Source organism: Pseudoclavibacter helvolus (assembly GCF_014191305.1).
Classification (GTDB): Bacteria; Actinomycetota; Actinomycetes; order Actinomycetales; family Microbacteriaceae; genus Pseudoclavibacter; species Pseudoclavibacter helvolus.
Map to the genome: position 1 here is coordinate 36529 of NZ_JACHWJ010000005.1, position 22457 is coordinate 58985.

A 22457-nucleotide genomic window follows, 5' to 3' on the forward strand; every position below is an offset into this window, starting at 1 on the left:
TCGCCGCGCTCAGAGCCGCTTGACCATCTCGATTTCCCGCTGCCGACGGTTGAGCGGATAAGGAATCGTGGCGCCCGTCGCGACGAACCCACGCCGCTCATAGGCGCTCCGAGCCCGCGCGTTGTCCTCGTGCACGTGCAGCATGAGACCGGATGCGCGCGAACCGGCCCAGGCCTCGACCTCGGCCAGCAACGCATCCGTCACCCCCGCGCTCTTGCCCCGGTAGTCCCCCGCGACGTACACGCTGACGAGCATGGGCCACGGCTCGTCCCGGAACGACACGCAGCCCATCGTGCCCACCCAGCTGCCCTCGCCGAGCTCCGCGACGAGCGAGATGCCGTCGGCCGCGTCGCCCCTCGCGCCTCGCCTGCGCCACTCCGCCTCGCTATGGCCAAAGGCCTCTTGGAGGGTCTCGGTGTACGCGAGCGGGGTGTCCTTCAGCATCTCGAGCCGAATCGCCCGCACCCTGCGCCAGTCGTCTGGCGTCGTCGCGCGGATCGTGAACTGGGCCGTGGTCATCGCACGAGAATACTCGCCGTTCACCCGTGCCACCTATCGTCGGGCAGGCAACCTCGTGGCGAGCGCAGAAGGAGACCAGCGGATGCAGCACCCGGCAGGACCGAGGAAGACCGGCACAGTCGGCGCAACGGCGATCGGCGTCTCCGCGATGCTCGGCGCTGGGGTGTTCTCGGCGTTCGCGCCAGCGGCCCAAGCGGCCGGCAGCTGGTTGTTGCTGAGCCTCGGCGTCGCGCTGGTCGTCGCCGCGAGCAACGCAGCGTCGACTGCGCAGCTCGCTCGGCAGCATCCCGGAGCTGGCGGCGTGTACCTGTACGGTCGCGAGCAGCTCGGCGAGTGGCCGGGCTTCCTCGCCGGCTGGGGCTTCGTGATCGGCAAGACCGCGTCGGTCGCGGCCATGGCCATCACGGCGGCCGCCTACCTTGTGCCAGAGCCGTTCGCGCGGCCCGTCGCCCTCGCCGTGCTTGTCGCGGTCACGGCTGCGGGGATGCTCGGCATCACGCGCACCGCGGCCGTCGCGACGGTCATCGGCAGCGTCGTGGTCGCAGGGCTGATCGGGGTGCTTGTTGTCGCGCGGGTCTCGCCGCCGCTGTTCGGGCCGGCCGACGGAGACGACGCCGCGTTCTCGGCCCCGGGGGTCCTGCAAGGCGCCGGGATCCTCTTCTTCGCGTTCGCCGGCTACGCCCGCGTCGCGACGCTATCGGAGGAGGTGCGCGACCCGCAGCACACCGTGCCCCGAGCGATGCTGCTGTCGTTCCTCGTCGTGAGCACCGTACTGGCGGCGCTCGGGTGGGTGCTGCTGACCACTCTCGGGCCAGGCAGGCTCTCTCACGCCCCAGCTCCCGTCGCGGCGCTTGTCGAGACGCAGCCTGTGGCGGTCGCCGCGGTGAGCATACTCGCGGCCGTGTCGTCGATCGGGGCGCTCTCGGCAGTACTCGCGGGCAGCTCCCGTACCGCCATGGCGATGGGCAGGCAACGCGACCTACCCCGCCTGCTGGCGCGTCAGCATCCCTCGAACGCGGTTCCGCGGGTCGCGGTGCTCGCCGTCGCGGTCGGTGCCGCCCTGCTGATCTGCCTGGGCGACATCCGCGAGGTCATCGGGTTCTCGAGCGCGGGCGTGCTCGTCTACTACCTGGTCGCCAACCTCAGCGCGCTCACGCAGGGCCGCTCGCACCGCGTTGTTCCGCGGGCAGTCTCGGTGCTCGGCGCACTCGGCTGCATCACGCTTGTTGTCGCGCTGCCCCTGCCCGCGCTCGTGTCGGCGCTCGGGGTTCTCCTCCTGGGCGTCGTGCTTCGCGTCATCGCCGTGCGCGCACGACGAAACTGACGGCACGCCCCACCGGTACGCCAAACTCCGGCCAATAATCGGGCGGACTTCACGTGAGCGGTTCGGCGACTTCCGAACAGGCCCGGAGTTCCGGGGCCGGCAGGAAGTTCATCCGTGTGCCAAGCCCAACTCGCCCGATTTTTGAGCAGGAGCCACCGCAAGAACCGGCACGTCCGCTCGCGGGTGACGCAGAGAAGCCGCCCCGCTGCTGCGGGACGGCTTCTCTGCAGTGCTCGTGTCGGACTCAGCCGAACGGACGCCCTAGTGCGCGTTGAGCTCGAGTGCCTTTGCGCTCGCGCTCTGCGTCGAATCGGCGAGCTCAGCGGACGAGTTGACGTCGGTGCCGAGGCTCGGCACGAGTGCCTCGAGCTTCGGCGCCCACTCCGCCTTCTTCTCCGGGTAGCAGCGGCCGAGCAGGTCGATCATGACCGGCACGGCGACGGATGCTCCGGGCGAGGCGCCGAGCAGGCCGGCGATGGAGCCGTCCTTCTTCGCGACGACCTCGGTGCCCATCTGCAGGATTCCGCCGCGCTTCGGGTCCTTCTTCATGACCTGCACGCGCTGGCCGGCCGTGATGAGGCGCCAATCTGCGGGGTCCGCCTCAGGGAAGAACTCTTTGAGCTGCTCGAACTTCTTGTCCTTGCTCGCGAGCACCTGGCCCACGAGGTAGGTGACGAGGTCGAAGTTGTCCTTCGCGACGGCGAGCATCGGGATGAGGTTGTGCGGGCGCAGCGACTTGACGAGGTCGAGGTAGCTGCCCGTCTTGAGGTACTTGGGGCTGAAGCCCGCGTACGGCCCGAACATGAGCGCCGGCTTGCCATCGACGACGCGCGTGTCGAGGTGCGGCACCGACATCGGTGGGGCACCGACTGACGCCTTGCCGTAGACCTTCGCGAGGTGCTTCTCGACCACGGCTGGGTTGTCGGTGCGCAGGAACTGCCCGGAGATCGGGAATCCGCCGTAGCCCTTGATCTCCTCGATGCCCGACTTCTGCAGCAGGGGAAGCGCCCCGCCGCCCGCGCCGACGAACACGAAGCGCGCACGCGTGACGTTCTTGCGGCCCTTCTGTTCACCCGCGAGCTGCTGAGTCGCGATCTGCCAGATGCCGTCGCGCTGCTGGCGGAGCGCGATGACCTCGGTGTTGAGGCGCAGAACGGCGCCGCGGTCGACGAGGCCCTGCACGAGCTTGTGCGTGAGCGAGCCGAAGTCGACGTCGGTACCTGCGGCGACGCGCGTCGCCGCGACCTTCTCGCCAGCTGGGCGCCCCTCGACGAGGGTCGGTGCCCAGCCCTTGATGACCTCGGGGTCGTCGGAGAACTCCATCGTCGAGAAGAGCGGCTCCGTCTTGAGCAGCTCGAACCGACGCCGCAAGAAGTCGACGTTCTCGGCGCCGCGCACAAACGTCATGTGCGGCACGGAGTTGATGAACCCAGACGGCTCTGGCAGCTCGCCGGCCTCGACGAGCGTGGCCCAGAACTGACGCGACACCTGGAACTGCTCGTTGATCTGGATCGCCTTGGACGCGTCGATGACGCCGTCCTTCTCTGGCGTGTAGTTGAGCTCGCACAGCGCGGCGTGCCCCGTGCCTGCGTTATTCCACGGGCTCGAGCTCTCCTGAGCGAGCCCGTCGAGTCGCTCGATGATCTTGATGCTCCACTCGGGCTCAAGCTTGTTAAGAAGCGAGCCGAGGGTGGCACTCATGATGCCCCCGCCGATCAGAACGACGTCGTAGATCTTCTGTGAATCAGTCACCGAACAAGTCTACGTCCGGGGCGGATGCACGTCCGCTTCACGAGGAGCGGGCACGGTGCACAATCGTCGATTTTTGCTGTTTTCGAATGCCGCAGCCTGCGCACGACCCTCCGTCCGTCGTGTTCTCTACCGAGAACGCAAAAACGGACGCCCTCAGCGGGCGTCCGTTTTCCGTGCGAGTTCGGCGTCTACGCCTTGGCTGCGACGAGCTCGGCGATCTGGACGGCGTTCAGCGCTGCACCCTTGCGGAGGTTGTCGTTCGAGATGAACAGCGCGAGGCCGCGGTTGCCGTCGACCGACTGGTCCTGGCGGATGCGTCCGACGAGGCTCGGGTCTGCGCCCGCGGCCTGGAGGGGCGTCGGCACGTCGACGAGGGCGACACCCGGGGCGGCGGCGAGCAGCTCGCGCGCGCGGTCGGGCGTGAGCGCCTCGGCGAACTCGGCGTTGATGGACAGCGAGTGGCCGGTGAAGACGGGGACGCGCACGCAGGTTCCGCTCACGCGCAGCTCCGGGAGGCCGAGGATCTTGCGGCTCTCGTTGCGCAGCTTCTGCTCTTCGTCGGTCTCCTCCGAGCCGTCGTCGACAACCGAGCCGGCGAGCGGCAGCACGTTGAACATGACGGGGGCGGCGAACTTCTCCGGAGCGGGGAACTCGACGGACGCGCCGTCGTGCACGAGCCCGAGCAGCGCCTCTTCGCCTTGGTTGACCGCGGCGATTGCCTGGCCAGAAAGCTCCTGCGCACCCGCGAGGCCAGCACCAGACGTGGCCTGGTAGGTCGAGACGATGAGGCGCTCGAGGCCGGCGGCCTCGTGCAGCACCTTCAGGACCGGCATGGCGGCCATCGTCGTGCAGTTGGGGTTCGCGATGATGCCCTTGGGAGGTGCGACGATGGCTTCCGGGTTGACCTCGGAGACGACGAGCGGCACCTCTGGGTCGCGGCGCCACGCGCTCGAGTTGTCGATGACAACGGCACCGGCGGCGGCGAAGCGCTCCGCCTGCGCGCGCGACGTCGTCGCGCCCGCGGAGAAGAGGGCGATGTCGATGCCGCTCACGTCGGCGACGGCGACGTCTTCGACCGTGATGTCCTCGCCACGGAACGGGAGGGTTGTGCCGGCCGAACGGGCGGAGGCGAAGAAGCGGATGCTCTCGACGGGGAAGTCGCGCTCCTCGAGGAGGGTGCGCATCACGGCGCCGACCTGGCCGGTTGCGCCGACAACGGCGACGTTCAACTTGGTGCTCATGAGTGCTCTTTTCTGCTCAGCCGCGTCAGCGGCCGGTGCCTGCGTAGACGACTGCCTCGGCGTCGCCGTCAAGGCCGAAAGCGGTGTGGATGACGCGGGTGGCCTCGGTGACGAGGTCGGCCTGCGTGATGATCGAGATGCGGATCTCGGACGTCGAGATCATGTCGATGTTGATGCCCGCGTCCTTGAGCGCCGTGAAGAGCTTCGCGGTGACGCCGATGTTGGTGCGCATGCCGGACCCGACGAGCGAGATCTTGCCGATGTCCTCAGTCAGGCGCAGCGACGCGTAGCCGATCCGCTCGCCCTCGGCCGCGATGGCGTCGAGCACACGCTGCGCATCCGCCTTCGGCAGGGTGAACGAGATGTCGGTGACCTTCGTGTCCTGCTCGGACACGTTCTGCACGATCATGTCGATGTTCGCGCCCTGCTCGGCGACGATCGTGAAGATCGCAGCCGCCTTGCCTGGCACATCCGGGACCCCCGCGATGGTGATCTTGGCCTGGCTCAGGTCGTGGGCGACACCCGCGATCATTGCTGCTTCCACTTCGTACTCCTCTGCCCGGTCTGGGTTGTAGACGATGGTGCCCTCGTGGTCGGAGAACGACGAGCGGACGTGGAGCGTGACTCCCTGTCGGCGTGCGTACTCGACGGCGCGGATGTGCAGGACCTTCGCGCCCGAGGCGGCGAGCTCCAGCATCTCCTCGCTTGAGATGTAGTTCAGCTTGTGGGCCTTCGGCACGATGCGCGGGTCGGCGGAGAAGACACCGTCGACGTCGGTGTAGATCTCGCAGACGTCGGCGCCGAGCGCAGCGGCGAGCGCGACGGCGGTCGTGTCTGAGCCGCCGCGGCCGAGCGTGGTGATGTCCTTGGAGTCGCGGTTAAACCCCTGGAAGCCCGCGACGATCGCGATGGCACCCTCATCGAGCGCCTCGCGCACACGCACTGGCGTGACGTCGACGATGCGCGCGTCGCCGTGCGTGGAGTCGGTGATCATGCCAGCCTGGCTGCCCGTGTAGCTCCTGGCGTCCATGCCGAGGTCCTTGATGGCCATCGCGAGGAGCGCCATGGAGACGCGCTCGCCCGTGGTGACAAGCATGTCGAACTCGCGTGCATCCGGAATCGTCGCGATCTGGTGCGCCAGGTCGATGAGGTCGTCGGTGGTGTCGCCCATTGCTGAGACGGCCACGACGACATCGTTGCCCGCTTTGCGGGTCTCGACTACTCGGCGGGCCACTCGCTTGATGCTCTCGGCATCCGCGACCGATGATCCGCCGTACTTCTGGACGATCAGACTCACGTGTCTTGTCTCCTCCGGTTCGGGATGCGCATCGAGCTTCGCTCGCGCGCCACAAGCTCCCATCCTATCCGGCGGGGGCATGCGGTTCCTAGCGCGGGCGGCGTTCGTTTCCATTGATTGCGGCGCGGCCCGCGGCGGACTGTCGCCCGTCGGCTTGCTGGTTGCGCACGTCGGTCAGTCGATGGCGCGGCGGCCGGAGAAGGCGCGGCCGAGCGTGATCTCGTCGGCGTACTCGAGGTCGCCGCCGACGGGAAGTCCGGAGGCAAGCCTGGAGACGGGAACTCCGATGCTCGTGAGGAGCCTGCTGAGGTACGAGGCGGTCGCGTCGCCCTCGAGGTTGGGGTCGGTCGCGACGATGACTTCCTTCACCTCGCCGGATTCGAGCCGGGCGAGGAGGGTGCGGATGTTCAGGTCGTCCGGCCCGATGCCCTCCATCGGGTTGATGGCGCCGCCGAGCACGTGGAAGAGGCCGCTGAACTCGCGGGTGCGTTCGATGGCGGCTACGTCCTTCGGCTCCTCGACAACGCAGATGACGGTGCGGTCGCGGCGCGGGTCGCGGCACACGTTACACTCCGGCCCTTCGCTGACGTTGCCGCAGACGGTGCAGAACTGCACCCGCTCGCGAACCGTGGCGAGGATCTGCGCGAGCCGAGACACGTCGAACGACTGCGTCTGAACGATGTGGAACGCGATGCGCTGCGCCGACTTCGGACCGACGCCGGGCAGGCGCCCGAGCTCGTCGATGAGGTCCTGGATGATGCCTTCGTACATGGGTCAGAGTCCCCGGTCTTCGAGTGATGGTGCAGACACGGCTCAGTAGCCCCCGTCTTCCGGTGGTGGTGGTGCGGAGAAGTCGTCCTCCGGCGGAAGCTCGACGGCTTCGGGCTCAGGGGCGATGAGGTCCTCGCCGATGAAGCGGGCACCGAGACGCTCGCGGACAATCGCCTCACCGTAGCGCTCGACGCCGGGGATGACTGGGGCGCTCGCGACTCGCTGCGTGCGCTTCGCCGCGGGCGGCGGAGCTGGGGCTGGCTCCTCGTGCCTGGATGCGGGCTGCTCGGACGGAGTCGCGGTTCCGGGCGCCGTCGCCGTCGGGGCCGACACAGTCGTCGCCTGGGCGGCGGCGTTCGCGTCTGGTCCTGTCGCTGTTCCAGGGATCGCGGCGGTCGCCCATCCCGAACCTGGCCCGTCGTCCGGAACGGACGCCTCGCCTGGGATCTTCGCGACGGTCCAGTTGAGGCCGCTCGACGAGGGTGCGCCGGAGTTCGGAGTTGCCGCGGCCGCGGGCTTCGTTTTCGCCGCTGGCGCGCTGGAAGCGGGCGCTGCGGTCCGTCCCTCCGCAGGCTGCTGTCGTGTGGAGGCGGCTCGGCGAGACGCCGCTCGGGCTTGGGCCGGGTCGGGCTCCGCGGGTGCCGGCGTCGCCTCGTCGGTGCGGCTCGGCGCCGGTGCACCGTTTGGCGCGCCCGATGCGCTGGCGCCGCCCGGGCGTTGCGGCTGGAACTTGACGGTGATGCCGAACATCTCGTTGATCGCGGTGCGCAGCACGGCGCTCGGTGAGTCGGTCGCGCCTCGCTCGCCGCGGAACTGGTCGAGCACGGCGCGGGATGGAACTTCGAAGACGAGCAGGTCGCCCGCGAGGTCGCGTGGGTGCACTGACTGCGCGACGCTCCAGGCGTGCGTGCCGCCGAGGTCGCGCATGCGCTCAAGCAGGGTCGGCCATGCGTCGCGCAACTGCGCGAACACGGGAGGCTCAGCCGATGCACGGGCAGCCGTCGCGTGCGGAGCAGGGCTCGACTGGGGAGCCGCAGCCGGAGCGCTGTTCGGCGACGCGTCCGGAGCCGGAGCATCGACGGAGGCAGGCCCGGAAGACGGGGGTGACTCGGACGAAGGGGCAGACGCCGGCGACGAAGCGGGCTCAGGCGACGAGCCAGCTTCCGACGACGGGGCAGGCTCAGGCTCGGCCTGCGATTCCGGTGCACCCTCCGGTTCGGGCGCGGGCTGCTCGCGAACCTTTTCTGGCTGAGGCTCCGGCGCAAATTCGGACGCGGACGACGCCACAGGCTCGGACGCGGGCATCGCCGCAGGCTCAGCGTGGTCTAGCTCGTCGGCGTTGGCCGGCGGCAGTACGACCGGCGCGGGTGTCTGCGACACCTCAAGCGCTTCCGCCTTCGGTGCCGGCGCGGGAGTTGCCGGAGCCGCTCCTGAACCGGGCGTCGCCGCTGCCCAGGATGCGGCGGCCAGACGCGCGGCCGAGGCCGTGTCTGGCTCGCTCGCGACGGGTGCGGGTGCAGGTGCAGGTGCAGGTGGAGCAGAAGCAGCGGATGCGGCGGGAGCGGCGGCGCCTTCGCTTGGCACCCCGTTGGCACCTTGCACGGGGCGTGCCGCCGGAGCGATCCCGGTCTCGCGTTCCGGAGCCGGGGCTGCAGGAGGCGTTTCGACCCGTGCAGCGGCGAGCGAAGGAGCTTCAGCCGGCGCCGGAGCAACGGCAGGAGCAGCGGCCGCGAGGCGCGTCGGCGACGTGCCTGGTGCATCCGCGACGGCAAGCAGCGTGCCGCTGTCGATGAAGTCGGCGCGAGACGCCACGAGGATGCGCGCGACGAGCAGCTCGAGGTGGAGCTTCGGCGACGTGACGCCGCTCATCTCAGTGAGGGTCTCGTTGACGAGGTCGGCTATGCCGGTGAGCGCGGCTGGCGAGAACCGACCTGCCTGCACACGCAGGGCCTCGACCTCATCTGCCCCGAGGCCGCGCAGAACCGCGCCGGCACCCGGACCCGTCGCCTTCGCGACGATGAGGTCACGAAGGCGCTCGAGCAGGTCCTCGACGTAACGGCGAGGGTCTTGTCCTGACTGGATGACGCGGTCGACGGCCGTGTAGGCCGCGGCCGGGTCGGCGTCCGCGAAGGCGTCGATGGACTCGTCGAGCAGCTCCTGGCCCGTGAAGCCGAGGAGTGCAGCAGCCCGCTGGTAGCCGAGGAGGCCCGTCTCGGAACCCGCGATGATCTGGTCGAGCAGCGAGAGCGTGTCTCGCGCGGAGCCGCCACCGGCGCGCACGACAAGCGGAAGCACTCCGGGCTCGGCCGTCACGTTCTCGCTCGTGCAGAGCTCTTCGACGTACTCGAGCATGAGCGCCGGCGGGATGAGCCTGAACGGGTAGTGGTGCGTGCGCGAGCGGATCGTGCCGATGACCTTCTCGGGTTCCGTCGTCGCGAAGACGAAGCGCACGTGCTCCGGCGGCTCCTCGACGACCTTGAGCAGGGCGTTGAAGCCGGCCGAGGTCACCATGTGCGCCTCGTCGATGATGAAGATCTTGTAGCGGTCGCGGCTAGGCGCGAGGATGGCGCGCTCGCGCAGCTCGCGCGCGTCTTCCACGCCACCGTGGCTGGCCGCGTCGATCTCGAAGACGTCGAGCGAGCCTCCACCGTCGCGGGCAAGCTCGACGCAGCTCTGGCAGACGCCGCAGGGAGTGTCGGTCGGGCCCTCGGCACAGTTCAGGCAGCGGGCCAGGATGCGCGCGGAGCTCGTCTTGCCGCAGCCGCGCGGGCCGGAGAAGAGGTAGGCGTGGTTGACGCGGCCGGTGCGGAGCGCGGTCATGAGGGGTTCCGTGACCTGCGACTGCCCGATCATCTCGGCGAAGTTCTCAGGCCGATAGCGGCGGTACAGGGCTGTGGCCATGCGCACCATCGTAGACGGCACCACCGACATGGGGCGCGGGCCCGCATGACTGCGCTCGACAAACGCGATCGCTGCCCGGCGTTTCGCCCTCTACGAGTGCTCCGCAAGGGTGAAACTCCGGGCAGCGATGACGCGGGAGCGCCGCGCCGCGAGCGCGGATCAGGCGATGGCGGCCAGGCTCTGGCGTGCGATCTCGAGCTCCTCGTTGGTCGGAACGACGAGCACCTCGATACGCGAGTCGTCGGCGGAGATGCGCCGAGCATCCCGCGACGGCGACTCGTTACGCTCAGGCGACAGCTTCACGCCGAGCCATTCGAGGCCTTCGAGCACGTCGGCGCGCAACTGCGCGTCGTTCTCGCCGATGCCCGCAGTGAAGACGATCGCGTCGGCTCCGCCGACCAGCAGCATGTAGGCGCCGAGGTAGTGGCGGATGCGGTGCGTGTAGACCGCGAGCCCGAGCTGCGCCCGCTCGTCGCCGGCGTTGGCCTTCTGCCGAACGTCGCGCATGTCTCCCGAGCCGGTGAGGCCGAGCAGCCCCGACTTGCGGTTCAGGAGGTCGTCGAGCTGGTCGATCGTGTAGCCGCCTCGGCGCGAGAGGTGCACAAGCACCGCGGGGTCGAGGTCGCCGGTGCGCGTACCCATGACAAGTCCTTCAAGCGGCGTCATGCCCATGCTCGTCTCGACCGATCGGCCGCCGTCGACGGCGCACATGCTCGCGCCATTGCCGATGTGCAGCACGATCGTCTTGAGCTGGTCCAGGTCGCGCTCCAGGAAACGCGCGGTCTCCTCAGACACGAACTTGTGGCTTGTCCCGTGTGCACCGTACTTGCGTACCCGGTGCTCTTTCGCGACCTCAGCATCCAGCGCGTACAGCGACGAGGCCTCGCTCATCGTCGTGTGGAAGGCCGTGTCGAAGACGGCAACGTGCGGCGTCTCGGCGAAGACGTCTCGCGCGCCGACGATGCCCTCGAGGTTGGCCGGGTTGTGGAGCGGCGCGAGCGGGATGAGGTCTTCGATGTCCTGCAGCACCTTGCCGTCGATGACGGCGGCGTCGAAGAAGCGGCGCCCGCCGTGCACAACCCTGTGGCCGACCACGACGGGTGGGAACTCGGCGAGACTCGGCCCGTGCTCCTCGAAGCCCTCGAGCATCGCTTCGAAGCCGCGCGTGTGGTCCGGGATATCGGCCTCACGGGCGAAGGTCTCGCCCCCGGTCTTGTGCGTGACGCTCGCGACGGGCTCACCGATGCGCTCCACGAGGCCTGACGCGAGCGTCGCCTCGCGGTCCATGTCGATCAGTTGGTACTTGAAGGACGAAGAGCCGGAGTTGACGACCAGGACGATGCTCATGAGCACCCTTTCTCGAGACCCGCGAGGAGCGGGCAGGATGTGCGGCGGACGCGTCTACGAGCGCTGCGCCTGGATCGCCGTGATGGCGACGGTGTTGATGATGTCGGAGACGAGCGCCCCACGGGACAGGTCGTTGATGGGCTTGTTGAGTCCCTGCAGGATGGGACCGATCGCGACGGCGCCAGCCGAACGCTGCACCGCCTTGTACGTGTTGTTGCCAGTGTTGAGGTCGGGGAAGATGAACACCGTCGCTCGCCCAGCCACCTCGCTGCCTGGCATCTTCTTGCTCGCGACCGCTGCATCCGTCGCCGCGTCGTACTGGATGGGCCCCTCGACAAGCAGCTCGGGCATGCGCTCGCGAACGAGTGCCGTCGCCGTGCGCACCTTGTCGACGTCGGCGCCTGAGCCCGACTCGCCCGTCGAGTACGACAGCATCGCAACACGAACCGCGATGTCGAACTGGTTTGCCGTCTCGGCCGAGGAGATCGCGATGTCGGCGAGCTGCTCAGCGGTCGGGTCGGGGTTGACGGCGCAGTCGCCGTAGACGAGCACGCGGTCGGCGAGTGCCATGAGGAAGACGCTCGAGACGACGGATACGCCCGGCTTGGTCTTCACGATCTCGAATCCAGGGCGGATGGTGTGCGCCGTCGTGTGCGCGGCACCGGAGACCATGCCGTCGGCGAGGCCGAGGTGCACCATGAGCGTGCCGAAGTAGCTCACATCGCGCACGCGCTCGGTCGCTGCCTCGATCGTGACGCCCTTGTGCGCGCGGAGCCTCGCGTACTCCTCCGCGAAGCGCGCCACGTAGTCGGGGTTGCTCGTGCTCAGCACGTTGGCGGCGGAGATGTCGACACCGAGGGCGGATGCACGGCCACGAACCTCGGATTCCTCACCCAGGATCGTGATCTCTGCGACCTCGCGGGCCAGCAGCGAGCCGGCGGCGACGAGAATACGGTCGTCGCTGCCCTCTGGCAACACGATGTGCTTCCGGTCGGAGCGAGCTCGGTCGAGGAGCGTGTTCTCGAACATGAGCGGCGTGACGACGAGCGACTGCTTCACGTTGAGAAGAGCGACGACCTCGATAGCCGGGATGTGCTGCTCGAACTTCGCGAGGGCGAGGTCGATCTTGCGGCGCGAGATGCCGGCCGCCGCGAGACGCCCGCGCGTCTGCATGATGCGCTGGGCAGTGTCGTACGTGCCTAAGTTGGTGCGGATGATCGGCACCTGAACGTTGAGGCCGTTGATCAGGCGCTCCACGGCCGGCGGGAATTCGAATGGCCCGTTCACGACGATGCCAGCGAGCGAGGGGAAGGTCTCCGCGCCCTGGGCCAGGAGCACGGCCAGCAGCACGTCCGTCCGGTCTGCCGCGATGACAACAACCGCGCCCTCCTTGAGTCGCTCGAGGACGTTCTGCATCGACATGCCGGCGAGCACGATGCCGAGGACCTCACGACCCAGGAGCTCGCGGTCGCCGTAGACGAGCTCGCCGCCAACGGCATCCAGAAGCTGGGACAGCGAGGGAGCCATGAGGAGCGGCGTCTCGGGGATCGCCCACACTGGCACCTTGTGCCCGAGCTCCCGAAGGGCGCGCTCGGCGACCGCCAGGCGCACCTCTTCCGTCGCGTTCTCGTCGGCACGGTTGACGGCGATCGCGAGCAGGGTCGCGTGAGCCGCGTCGAGTTCCGGCAGCGTCACCTCGAGCGCCTGCGCCAGCTGCTCCGGCGTGCGCGGCTGACCCTTGTCTGCGTCGAGGCCGGTCAGGACAAGCAGGACGGGTGCGCCTAAGTTCGCGGCGACACGAGCATTGAAGCCGAGCTCGGCCGGGTTGCCGACGTCGGTGAAGTCGCTGCCGACGATCACGACGGTGTCGCAACGGCGCTCGAGGGCGCGGTAGCGGGTGACGATGCGGGAGAGCGCCTCGTCGGGGTCCGCGTGCACGTCGTCATAGGTGACGCCGAAGCCGGACTCGTACTCGAGGCCGCGGTTCTGCGGGTCGAGCTGCGAGAGGAGGAGATCGAGGATGTCGTCCCTCGCCTCGGCGTTCTGCACGATGGGCCGGAACACACCGACCCGGCCGATCGAGCGGCTCAGGGCGTTTACGACGCCAAGAGCGACGGCTGACTTGCCAGAGTGACCCTCTGATGACGTGATGTAGATGCTTGTCCCCACGTCAAACAATGGTAGTCGGGCGAAGAGTCGGCGAGCTGTCGCGATCCTGCCAATTGTGGAGGGCTGGAATTCGCGTACCGCTTCCGGCGCGCTATGATGGTCGACGGCTCCTCGCGTGGCGCCATCCAGGCCAACTCCCCCAGGGCGGAAACGCAGCAAGGGTAACCGGGCTCTGGCGGGTGCGCGGGGGGTCTTTTCTTTTTGCCTTATGCATTCCGCAGCTCACCGCGTCGCCCCTCGCAGATCGCCCGCCGCGAACGCTGGCCCCGGACTCAGGCTGACCGGCTTGACTGGCAGACATGAGAATTGCAGTCATCGGTGGAAACGGTCAGATCGCACGCCTTCTAACGACCCAGCTCATTCAGCGCGGTCACCGCGTCACGAGCGTCATCCGCAACCCGGACTATGTCGACTCCCTCGAGGAGCTCGGCGCAGACCCCGTCGTCGCCGACCTCGAGCAGAGCACGCCAACGGACCTCGCGAAGCAACTCGGTCACGTCGACGCCGTCGTCTTCGCAGCCGGCGCAGGGCCAGGGAGCACGGCAGAGCGCAAGCTCACGCTCGACCGCGACGGCGCCATCCTGTCAGCGGATGCGGCGGAACTCGCGAACATCCGCAGGTTCGTCGTGGTCTCCGCGATCGGCACCGACACCTTCGACCGCGACTCGGACGACGTGTACCAGGTGTACCTCAGGGCGAAGAGCGAGGCCGATGCGAACATCCGCGCACGGAGCGCGAAGCTCGACTGGACCATCGTGCGCCCTGGCGGCCTCACCGACGACGAGGCCACTGGCCTCGTCAAGGTGGGCGAGCAGGTCGAGCGCGGATCGATTCCTCGCGCAGACGTCGCCGCCGTGATCGCCGCGCTCCTCGACCGCCACGCTGGCATCCACAAGCAGTTCGAGGTCGTTTCGGGCGACGTGGAGATCGGATCAGCGGTCAAGAAGCTGTAGCCGGGAGCCCGTCGGGCCTATCTATTGGAGCGTTTTGGCGCTCGCGTTCACGAACGGTCGCGAGAACCGCTATGCTCTTTCGAGGTGAGCGCCTGGCGCTCCCGTGGAGGATTCGCCTAGTGGCCTATGGCGCACGCTTGGAAAGCGTGTTGGGTGAAAGCCCTCAGGGGTTCGAATCCCCTATCCTCCGCCACGCGCACAAGAGCCCCGACCAGGGAAACCAGGTCGGGGCTCTTGTCATGCGCCCGCCTTGTTCGACAAAACGACCACAGCTCCGCCCTGGGCAACGCGACCCACGCCGAGGGCGGACTTGAGGTCGCCTCACGCGAGTTTTGACGACCACAAGGCCGCCCTGGGCAGCGTTGCCCTGCCCAGGCTGCGCCCCGCCACGTGCGTCCGCCACGTGCGGCGGCGCGCGCGGAAGGGGGATGCGGATGCGGCGGCGCGCGCGGAAAGCGGATGCGGATGCGGCGGCGCGCGCGGCGAGCGAATGAGGCGGCGCGCACGCACGCACGAAAGAGGGCGCCACCCGAAGGTGACGCCCTCTCAGCGAAGAGCTCGGTGAGCTACTAGGCCTTCTTGGCTGCCAAGCGGCGCGCGACGAGCACGCCAGCGCCGGTCGCAAGCGCGAGGAGGCCGATGCCGGCTGCGCCGAAGACGTCCTCAGCACCCGTGGTGGCGAGCTCAGGCGTCTTGTGGCCCGTGTTCGTGCCCCCGTTGCCTGCAGGAGCTGCGGTCGCGGTGGGAGCCGTCGTCGCGCCAGGCGTCGCCTCGGCGACGAGGAACGTGAACGAAGCCGAGAGGCCACCCTCCTGCGAGAGCTGCACGGTGTACTCACCGAGGGGCAGCGGAACGCCCGACTGGTTGATGAGCTCACCCGAGTAGGTGCCGTCCTCGGCGACGACCGAGTCATCGGTCGGCTCGACCTCGACGGACGTGCCGTCGGGGTAGACAACCGTGATGTCGAGCGCGACGCCAGGCGTGAAGTGCTGAGCGACGTAGGTGATGTTCTCCGTCGGGAGGAAGCTTCCGGCAGTTGCGTAGGCGACAGGCGCCTCAACCGTCGGAGTGGGGTCGACGGTCGGCGTCGGGGTGGCCGTCGCGAGTGCGGCGACGTTGAAGCCGAACGTGACGACGTTCTGAGCAGGCTGGCCGGCAGCGTCGTTGTAGTTCTGCGTGACGGTGACGGAGTAGTCCCCCTCAGGGAGGAGCCCGGTGCTGGTGATCTCGCCCGAGTACGTGCCCTCAGCGTCAGTCGTCCAGCTGTTGTCGGCAGCGGCGGGAACCGCCACGGCGCTGCCGTCAGGCAGCGTGAGCGTGATGCTCGAGAGCTTGGTGTTCGGCGCGAGGCCCGTGAGGACGTACGTGACGCCCTCGTCAGGCGTGAAGCTCGGCTTGGTGGCGGCACCCTCGGCCGCGGGCGCCTCTGCCGTCTCAGTGGGCTCAGCCGGCGTCGACTCGACGGGGGTCGACTCCTCGGCCGGGGTCGTCTCAGCGGGCGTCGTCTCAGCCGGCGTCGTCTCGGTGGGCGTCGTCGACTCGGACGGCGTGGCCGTTTCCGTGGCGACTGGCGTCGTCTCGGCGGGGCTCGTTGGGGGCGTGGTGGTCGCTGCGTAGGCAGGCGCAGCGGTCAGCACGGCGCCACTGGCGAGCACACCGAAAGCGATCGTGAGGGCAGAAGCGCACTTGCGCGACGAAGAAGAGAATGAGGAAGCCATAACTAAAGAGTGGCCTGACTCACAGGTGATGTCCAGAAGATTACGGACGATCTCGACGGGCTATGCGTTCAGCACCCAGGGAGTGACTCCCTAAAATACCTGATCCTGAGCGGATTTCCGCACAAAGTCTGGACCAGTTTTGACCGTGGGGAGTTCTACCCGGTCACGTGAGTATTCATAGAGATTCGGGCCGCAAGCGAAAGCGAGCGGGACCGAACACCTTTCGGTGTCCGGTCCCGCTCACTTCTCGCGTTACCTACGTTGTCCTAGCTCTCGCGACGACGGCTCAGGAAACGAGCGCCAGTCACTACTGCGGCACCGAGGCCGAGCACCAGGAGGCCGATGCCTGCAGCACCGAACGCGTCCTCAGCGCCGGTGGTCGCCAGCGACTTGCTCTGCGCCTTGCCCTTGGTGTCGCTGCCGCCGCCGTTGCCAGCTGGCGCTGACGTGGTGCTTGGCGATGCATCGACGGTTGCCGGGGTCTCACCAGTGACCGCGAAGGACGTTGTTGCCGTCTGCTCTTCAGCGGGAGCGTCAGCCTCAAGCTCGACAGCCGCGGGCGACTCGGTCGTCGCCGTGAGCTCCGACTCCTCCTGGACGATCAGCGGAACAGCGCGGGCCGAGTCCGCGGCAGGCGCGTCGGTCTCCTCACCAGCCTCAGGGCTGATGGTGGTGAGCGTGATGCCGTAGTCGCCGACAGCCCAAGCCGCGTCGTACGTGATGATGCCCGCGTAGTTGCCGTCAGCATCCGGCGTGATCGGCTCGGCCGACTCGAACTCGGCGGAGGTGCCGTCAGGGAGCCGGAGCGTGAGCCCGAGCTCGACGCCTGGCGTAAAGCCCGTAGCGACGTACGTGATGCCCTCAGCGGCCTCTTCCTGCGTGTAGCTCACCTGCTCGGTCGCTACTGCGGGAGCTGCGACGGGCGCCTCGGTCTCGGTCGGCTCAGGCGTGGCCGTCTCGGTGGCGGTCGGCGTGACACTCGCCGTCTCGGTCGGCTCGAGCGTGGGCTCTTCGGTGAGCGTGGGCTCGGGCGTCTCGGTAGCCGTCTCAGTCGGCTCAGCCGTGGCCGTCTCGGTCTCTGTCGGCTCGGGAGTTGCGGTCTCCGTCGACGTCTCCGTCGGCTCAGGAGTTGTCGTCTCAGTCGGGGCGGGCGTTTCGGTTCCGGCGGGAGCGGCGGCGGCGAACGCGGTCGAAGCCTGCACATCGTCGGACTCGAAGAGCACAACCGAGTAGTCACCCTCGCTCCAAGCCTCGTCACTGGTCAGCTCAGCACTGACGACTCCTGACTCGTCGACCTTGTGCGACTCGGTGCCCCAAGACCAGTTGGTCTGCCCCTCAGGGCCGACGACCTTGACGTAGACGAGGTTGCCCGGCGTGAAGCCGGAGCCAGTGACCGTGACACCTGGAGCGTCCGCGGCGATCGTGTCCTCAGAGACAGACGCGGAAGCGGCGCTCGTGTCTCCGTCGACACTCGCGTCTACCTGGTCGCCGTTCGCAGCGAAAGAAGGCGCGGCCGTGACTGCAACCCCACCGGCGACGACGCCGAAGGCGATGACGAGGGCCGTGGTGCGAGCGCGGGCGCTCTTGAAGGTGTCGGAAAGCATGAGGGGACGCTAACACGGCGGATTATTGTCCGTCGAGGCCGAAATAGGGTCAAGCGACACGCGGAAAGTTTCGATTCCCGGTCGACACACCAGTCACATTGGTCACACTGACCTCAGGAATCGCATCTTCAACAGGGATTTTCTGGAGAAACGGAACGAGGCACCGCATCCGGAAACCGGATGCGATGCCTCGCGAAAAAAAGTTCCTTCGGCGTGTCGGAACACGCCGCGCAGAACCGCTGCGGGATGACTACTTGACGGTCACCGAAGCGCCGGCAGCCTCGAGGGCTTCCTTTGCCTTGTCAGCAGCTTCCTTGTTGACGCCCTCAAGGACGGGCTTCGGAGCGCCGTCGACGAGTGCCTTCGCCTCACCGAGACCGAGGCTCGTGAGTGCGCGCACCTCCTTGATGACCTGGATCTTCTTGTCGCCAGCACCCTCGAGGATGACGTCGAACTCCGTCTTCTCCTCCTCTTCAGGTGCGTCAGCTGCTGCAGCAGCAACGCCTGCAACTGCAACGGGAGCAGCAGCGGTGACCTCGAAGGTCTCCTCGAACGCCTTGACGAACTCGGAGAGCTCGATGAGCGTGAGCTCCTTGAATGCTGCGATGAGCTCGTCAGTCGTGAGCTTTGCCATGTGTTTTCTCCTTGTGTGTTGTTCTAGCCGCGAGATCCCGTAGGACTAGTTCGCGGACTCCTGCTTTTCGCGCAATGCCTCGACCGTGCGAACAGCCTTGGCTGCAGGCGCGGTGAACAGGTATGCGGCACCGAACAGCGAGGCCTTGAAGGCGCCGGCAAGCTTGCCGAGCAGAACTTCGCGGGACTCGAGGTCGGCGAGCTTGTTGACCTCTTCTGCACTGAGAGCGTTTCCGTCGAAGAAACCGCCCTTCAGAACCAGCTGAGGGTTGTCCTTGGCGAAGGTACGAAGACTCTTCGCGACTGCGACGGGGTCGCCGTGCACGAACGCGATTGCGCTCGGTCCGGTCAGCTCGTCGTCGAACGCGGTGATTCCGGCGTTGTTCGCCGCAATCTTCGTCAGCGTGTTCTTCACCACGGCGTAGCTTGCGTGCTCACCAATCGTGCGACGCAGCGTCTTGAGCTGCGCAACAGTGAGACCGCGGTACTCAGTCAGCAGGACGGCGGTCGAGTTCTGGAACAAGTCCTGAAGCTCGGCAACAGTTGCTTCCTTGGTCGCCATGGCACTCCTCTCTCTCTTGCACGTGAACCACGTTTGTCATTCACGCACCGCAGGCGCATCTTCGATGCACAACACACAAAAAAGCTCCGGTCGCAGGTGGACCGGAGCTGAGAGGATGCGCTTGCGCGCAGAGCAGATCTGCTTCGTTCACCTGCGCGGGGCGTTCTTGCGAACCTTCGTTCGTGTACGTTCTCACGCACAACGAAGACCTGCGGTCTTGGGCTTCCGAAAGCGTACCTCCTCGCACGGGTTTCGTCAACGCGAGGCGAACGCTCCCTTCAGCGCGAGTCGCGGAGGCTGTCGATGAGGAGGCCTGTGCTCGGGTGCGGGCGCTGGCCCTCGACGGCGTAGAGCTCGGTGCTGGGCGAGCCGAGGAGCGGGCGCGTGACAACGCCGGGCATGTGGAATCGGGCAACGGAGGCGGGCAAGATCGACGCCCCGACCCCTGCCGAGACGAGGCCGAGCACCGTCTCCTGGTGGATGACGCTCTGCACGATTCGCGGGACGGCCTGGGCTCCGCCAAGCCACGACATGACAGCGGAGACGAATCCGGGCATGAGCTCGAACGGGAACAGCACGACGTCCTTGCTGTGGAAGCCCAACGGCGTGACGGTCGACTCGGCAGCCAGTGGGTCGTTCGCCGGCAGCACCGCCACGAGGTCCTCGCTCTCCAGCAACGTCGCCCGCAGGCCGGGCACCGCGAGAGGGTCGCGGAGGATCCCGACGTCGAGCTCCCCCTCGAGGAGGAGGGTGATCTGCTCGGCGCTCGTGAGCGATCGCGGCTCGAGGCGGATGCGCGGCCTGAGTTCCTGGAATGCCTGCAGGCCTCGGGGCAGCACGCTGTAGCTCGCCGAGCTCACGAACCCGATGCGCACCCTTCCGGAAACCCCGGCAGCCACGTCGCCGAGGTCAGCGACGGCGGCATCGAGGTCGTCGAGCACGGCACCGGCTCGTTGGCGGAACATGCGACCTGCGGCGGTGAGCGAGACGCTCCGCGTCGTGCGCTCGAAGAGCTCGACGCCGAGCTCTGCCTCGAGCTTGCGCACTGCGACCGTGAGCGGCGGCTGCGTCATGTGCAGGCGTTCGGCCGCGCGGCCGAAGTGCAGCTCGTCCGCGACGGCGACGAAGTACCTCAACTGACGAAGCTCCATGACATCCATTCGCGATGACTATCAATATGACTTCAAATGATATTGGACGCGCACCACTTGTTCTGGCGTAATCGAGGCAGGCACCACTCGACCGACCTTCAGGGAGCGGACATGACCGACACCATCGTCATCGGTGCGGGACTCGCGGGCGCTTCGGCAGCCTGGCACCTCGCCGAGCGCGGCCACCACGTGACGGTGCTCGAGCGCACGACCCCGGCCAACGAGCACGGCAGCTCGCACGGCTCGGCCCGCATCTTCCGCTACGCCTATCCCGAGCAGGTCTACACAGACCTCGTCGTCCGATCGAAAGCGGGCTGGGACGAACTCCAACGCGTGAGCGGAAGCCAGCTCATCCGGTCGACCGGCGCTCTCGACCACGGCGACATCCGAAACCCCACTGCGCTCGCGAGAGTGTTGGAAGCAGCTGGCGTCGAGCACGAACTCCTCTCTGCCGCGGCGGCGCAGGAGCGCTGGCCCCAATTCAGATTCGAGACGGACGTGCTCTGGCACCCGGGCGCCGGAGTGCTCGATGCCGGCGGAACCGTCAACGCGATGCTTGCCACCGCATCCGCGACCGGCAGGCTCGACCTGCGAACGTCCTGGCCCGTCGCCCGTGTCGACCGGAGCGGCAGCGGCTACCTCGTGCACTCAGCCACGGGCGAGACGGCAGAAGCGGACGGCATCGTCGTCGCGGCAGGCGGCTGGCTCCCGGCCCTCCTCGGCGAGCTCTCGCTCCCGAGCGCGTTCCTCGCGCAGTTCCCCGAGCTCGAGGTTCGGCAAGAGCAGGCATTCCACTTCCCCTACCTCGACCCAGGCGATGCCGGGGCTGACGCCGACCCGTGGCCCACCTTCATCTCCAAGTCACACAAACTGCAGACCTACGGCCTGCCGGGCGGCCGCGACGCAGACTGGCGCGGGCAGAAGGTCGCGCAGTTCAACGGCGGCAAGCTCATCGACTCGGCACTCCAGCAGGACGGGGTTGTGGATGCGGCGAACCGGCGCGCACTCATCGCCTATGCCGAGGAATTCCTCCCCGGCGTTGTGCCGGAGCCGTACGCGGAGACGACGTGCCTCTTCACGACGACGCCGACGGAGGACTTCGTGATCGACCGCGTCGACAACCTTGTTGTGCTGTCGGCCTGCTCAGGTCACGGTGGGAAGTTCGCGCCGCTGCTCGGGGAACTCGCGGCAGACCTGATCACCGGCTCCGGCTCGGTGCCGGACGAGTTCCGCGTCGGCGCGGAGACTGGAGCCACAGCATGAGCACCCCGACGCCCAACTCCGCTCGGCCGACCTCCGTGTCTTCGCTCATGCGCGAGATCGAGCACCTGGGCCGCGACCTCACGCGCGGCGGCTACAGCAGGCCCGTGTATTCACATCCCGAACTCGAGCTCCGCGAATGGTTCCTCGCGGCAGCCGAGGCGCGCGGGCTCGATGTCGAGGTCGACCCCAACGGCATCATCTGGGCCTGGTGGGACCGCGCGGACGGCGACCGCACCGGCGCGCTCATCACGGGCAGCCACCTGGACTCAGTACCAGGCGGCGGCGCGTTCGACGGGCCGCTCGGCGTGACTGCCGCGCTCGCCGCCGTCGACCTGCTTCGCAGCGAGGGCCAAAAGCCGAGTGTCGCCGTGGCGATCGCGGTCTTCCCCGAAGAGGAGGGGTCTCGCTTCGGCGTCGCCTGCCTCGGGTCCAGGCTCCTCACCGGGGCGATCGACCCCGACAGAGCTCGGTCGCTGCGGGATGCGAACGGTACGAGCTTCGCGGAGGCCTCGGCCGCCGCCGGCTTCGACCCGAGACACCTCGGTGTCGATCCCGCACGTGTCGCGCAGTTCGGCGCCTTCATCGAACTGCACGTCGAGCAGGGGCGCGGTCTCATCGATCTCGCCGGCCCCGTGGCGATCGGCTCCTCGATCCTTGGCCACGGCCGCTGGCGTGTGAGCTTCACGGGCCAGGGCAATCACGCCGGCACGACCCTCATGGCCGACCGGCGCGATCCGATGGTCGCCGCTGCTCGGCTCGTCATCGGCATCGAGGAAATCGCGCGATCCGTGCCGGGAGCCCGCGCCACCGTCGGCCGGCTCGAGCCGGTGCCTGGAGGGACGAATGTCATCGCATCCCGGGTCGACGCGTGGCTCGACGTCCGCCACCCCGACGACGAGGTGACCGCCGCGATCGTCGAGCGCATCCGTGGGCGGGCGACCGAGGTCGCGGCCGACCAGGGCTGCGAGGCGGTCCTCGTGGAGGAGTCGCTTTCGCCGACGGTGTCCTTCGACCAGCAGCTCCGCGACACGATCCAGCTCGCACTCCCGGACGCTCCCGTGCTCGACACGGGGGCGGGTCACGACGCCGGCGTGCTCGCCGCGCACCTGCCAACCGCCATGCTCTTCATCCGGAACCCGAGCGGCATCTCGCACTCCCCCGAGGAATACGTCGAAGACGTGGATGCTGACCACGGGGCACGCGCGCTCGCCATGGCGATCATGGCCGTCGGGGCGGTCGGGGCCTGAACCCA

Annotated in this window: 17 protein-coding genes, 1 tRNA gene and 1 other RNA gene; 6 read left to right on the forward strand and 13 right to left on the reverse strand. The window is 68.0% G+C overall.

All coding sequences use genetic code 11. The annotated features are described in order from the left end of the window. Positions 1-9: 9 nt before the first annotated feature. Positions 10-519, reverse strand: a complete 510-nt coding sequence (locus FHX72_RS14860) for a GNAT family N-acetyltransferase (RefSeq protein ID WP_068476606.1) — start codon at positions 517-519, stop codon at positions 10-12. Here FHX72_RS14860 and FHX72_RS14865 point away from each other — a divergent pair. Then, positions 512-1843: an APC family permease gene (locus tag FHX72_RS14865; RefSeq protein ID WP_338110146.1), complete on the forward strand. Its 1332-nt coding sequence runs from the start codon at positions 512-514 to the stop codon at positions 1841-1843. The genes FHX72_RS14860 and FHX72_RS14865 overlap by 8 nt on opposite strands. 261 nt (positions 1844-2104) lie before the next feature. Here FHX72_RS14865 and FHX72_RS14870 read toward each other — a convergent pair whose 3' ends face one another. The 7 genes from FHX72_RS14870 to pta all read right to left on the reverse strand — a co-directional run bounded on the left by FHX72_RS14870 (position 2105) and on the right by pta (position 13321). Beyond that, positions 2105-3595, reverse strand: coding sequence for a malate:quinone oxidoreductase (locus tag FHX72_RS14870; RefSeq protein ID WP_183626107.1), 1491 nt, complete (start codon positions 3593-3595; stop codon positions 2105-2107). A gap of 188 nt (positions 3596-3783) precedes the next feature. Then, positions 3784-4836: an aspartate-semialdehyde dehydrogenase gene (locus tag FHX72_RS14875; protein ID WP_183626114.1), complete on the reverse strand. Its 1053-nt coding sequence runs from the start codon at positions 4834-4836 to the stop codon at positions 3784-3786. 25 nt (positions 4837-4861) lie between these two features. Further along, positions 4862-6133, reverse strand: a complete 1272-nt coding sequence (locus FHX72_RS14880; RefSeq protein ID WP_183626117.1) for an aspartate kinase — start codon at positions 6131-6133, stop codon at positions 4862-4864. 174 nt (positions 6134-6307) lie between these two features. Continuing rightward, the gene (gene recR / locus FHX72_RS14885) at positions 6308-6904 is read right to left on the reverse strand and encodes a recombination mediator RecR (protein ID WP_068476612.1); all 597 of its coding nucleotides are present in this window, start codon (positions 6902-6904) and stop codon (positions 6308-6310) included. Positions 6905-6946: 42 nt separating this feature from the next. Continuing rightward, on the reverse strand, positions 6947-9805 hold the full coding sequence (locus FHX72_RS14890) for a DNA polymerase III subunit gamma and tau (RefSeq protein WP_183626119.1): 2859 nt from the start codon (positions 9803-9805) through the stop codon (positions 6947-6949). 159 nt (positions 9806-9964) lie between these two features. Continuing rightward, positions 9965-11152, reverse strand: a complete 1188-nt coding sequence (locus FHX72_RS14895; protein ID WP_068482378.1) for an acetate kinase — start codon at positions 11150-11152, stop codon at positions 9965-9967. A gap of 54 nt (positions 11153-11206) precedes the next feature. Beyond that, positions 11207-13321: a phosphate acetyltransferase gene (gene pta, locus FHX72_RS14900; protein WP_183626121.1), complete on the reverse strand. Its 2115-nt coding sequence runs from the start codon at positions 13319-13321 to the stop codon at positions 11207-11209. Between the two features lie 102 nt (positions 13322-13423). Here pta and ffs point away from each other — a divergent pair. The 3 genes from ffs (at position 13424) to FHX72_RS14915 (ending at position 14467) form a co-directional block, all read left to right on the forward strand. After that, positions 13424-13520, forward strand: an RNA gene (gene ffs, locus FHX72_RS14905) — signal recognition particle sRNA small type. 100 nt (positions 13521-13620) lie between these two features. Next, positions 13621-14274 (forward strand): SDR family oxidoreductase, encoded by a 654-nt coding sequence (locus FHX72_RS14910; RefSeq protein ID WP_068482323.1) that lies wholly within the window; start codon positions 13621-13623, stop codon positions 14272-14274. 105 nt (positions 14275-14379) lie between these two features. Further along, positions 14380-14467 (forward strand) — tRNA-Ser (locus FHX72_RS14915). 376 nt (positions 14468-14843) lie between these two features. Here FHX72_RS14915 and FHX72_RS14920 read toward each other — a convergent pair. The 5 genes from FHX72_RS14920 to FHX72_RS14940 form a co-directional block, all read right to left on the reverse strand. Then, positions 14844-15992 (reverse strand): hypothetical protein, encoded by a 1149-nt coding sequence (locus tag FHX72_RS14920; RefSeq protein ID WP_183626123.1) that lies wholly within the window; start codon positions 15990-15992, stop codon positions 14844-14846. A gap of 266 nt (positions 15993-16258) precedes the next feature. Further along, entirely contained in the window at positions 16259-17596 is a 1338-nt protein-coding gene (locus FHX72_RS14925) for a hypothetical protein (RefSeq protein ID WP_183626125.1), read from the reverse strand. 250 nt (positions 17597-17846) lie between these two features. Next, positions 17847-18230 (reverse strand): 50S ribosomal protein L7/L12, encoded by a 384-nt coding sequence (rplL, locus tag FHX72_RS14930; protein ID WP_068482332.1) that lies wholly within the window; start codon positions 18228-18230, stop codon positions 17847-17849. A gap of 45 nt (positions 18231-18275) precedes the next feature. Continuing rightward, complete coding sequence (rplJ, locus tag FHX72_RS14935; RefSeq protein ID WP_068482335.1) at positions 18276-18791, reverse strand: 50S ribosomal protein L10; 516 nt, start codon at positions 18789-18791, stop codon at positions 18276-18278. A gap of 278 nt (positions 18792-19069) precedes the next feature. After that, complete coding sequence (locus FHX72_RS14940; protein WP_183626127.1) at positions 19070-19942, reverse strand: LysR family transcriptional regulator; 873 nt, start codon at positions 19940-19942, stop codon at positions 19070-19072. A gap of 111 nt (positions 19943-20053) precedes the next feature. Here FHX72_RS14940 and FHX72_RS14945 point away from each other — a divergent pair, with 111 nt between their 5' ends. Together FHX72_RS14945 and FHX72_RS14950 are read left to right on the forward strand one after the other, a co-directional pair. Continuing rightward, positions 20054-21205 carry an FAD-dependent oxidoreductase gene (locus tag FHX72_RS14945; RefSeq protein WP_183626129.1) on the forward strand — a complete coding sequence of 384 codons (1152 nt, stop codon included), beginning with the start codon at positions 20054-20056 and terminating at the stop codon, positions 21203-21205. Further along, the gene (locus FHX72_RS14950; RefSeq protein WP_183626131.1) at positions 21202-22452 is read left to right on the forward strand and encodes an allantoate amidohydrolase; all 1251 of its coding nucleotides are present in this window, start codon (positions 21202-21204) and stop codon (positions 22450-22452) included. Before FHX72_RS14945 ends, FHX72_RS14950 begins: the two co-directional genes overlap by 4 nt. The last annotated feature ends 5 nt before the right edge of the window (positions 22453-22457 follow it).

Coding starts and splice junctions, on each gene's coding strand:
- rplJ (WP_068482335.1), bottom strand. CDS start 18,791: ATGGCGACCAAGGAAGCAACTGTTGCCGAGCTTCAGGACTTGTTCCAG.
- rplL (WP_068482332.1), bottom strand. CDS start 18,230: ATGGCAAAGCTCACGACTGACGAGCTCATCGCAGCATTCAAGGAGCTC.
- FHX72_RS14890 (WP_183626119.1), bottom strand. CDS start 9,805: ATGGCCACAGCCCTGTACCGCCGCTATCGGCCTGAGAACTTCGCCGAG.
- recR (WP_068476612.1), bottom strand. CDS start 6,904: ATGTACGAAGGCATCATCCAGGACCTCATCGACGAGCTCGGGCGCCTG.
- FHX72_RS14910 (WP_068482323.1), top strand. CDS start 13,621: ATGAGAATTGCAGTCATCGGTGGAAACGGTCAGATCGCACGCCTTCTA.
- FHX72_RS14920 (WP_183626123.1), bottom strand. CDS start 15,992: ATGGCTTCCTCATTCTCTTCTTCGTCGCGCAAGTGCGCTTCTGCCCTC.
- FHX72_RS14875 (WP_183626114.1), bottom strand. CDS start 4,836: ATGAGCACCAAGTTGAACGTCGCCGTTGTCGGCGCAACCGGCCAGGTC.
- FHX72_RS14895 (WP_068482378.1), bottom strand. CDS start 11,152: ATGAGCATCGTCCTGGTCGTCAACTCCGGCTCTTCGTCCTTCAAGTAC.
- FHX72_RS14945 (WP_183626129.1), top strand. CDS start 20,054: ATGACCGACACCATCGTCATCGGTGCGGGACTCGCGGGCGCTTCGGCA.
- FHX72_RS14860 (WP_068476606.1), bottom strand. CDS start 519: ATGACCACGGCCCAGTTCACGATCCGCGCGACGACGCCAGACGACTGG.
- FHX72_RS14950 (WP_183626131.1), top strand. CDS start 21,202: ATGAGCACCCCGACGCCCAACTCCGCTCGGCCGACCTCCGTGTCTTCG.
- FHX72_RS14940 (WP_183626127.1), bottom strand. CDS start 19,942: ATGGAGCTTCGTCAGTTGAGGTACTTCGTCGCCGTCGCGGACGAGCTG.
- FHX72_RS14925 (WP_183626125.1), bottom strand. CDS start 17,596: ATGCTTTCCGACACCTTCAAGAGCGCCCGCGCTCGCACCACGGCCCTC.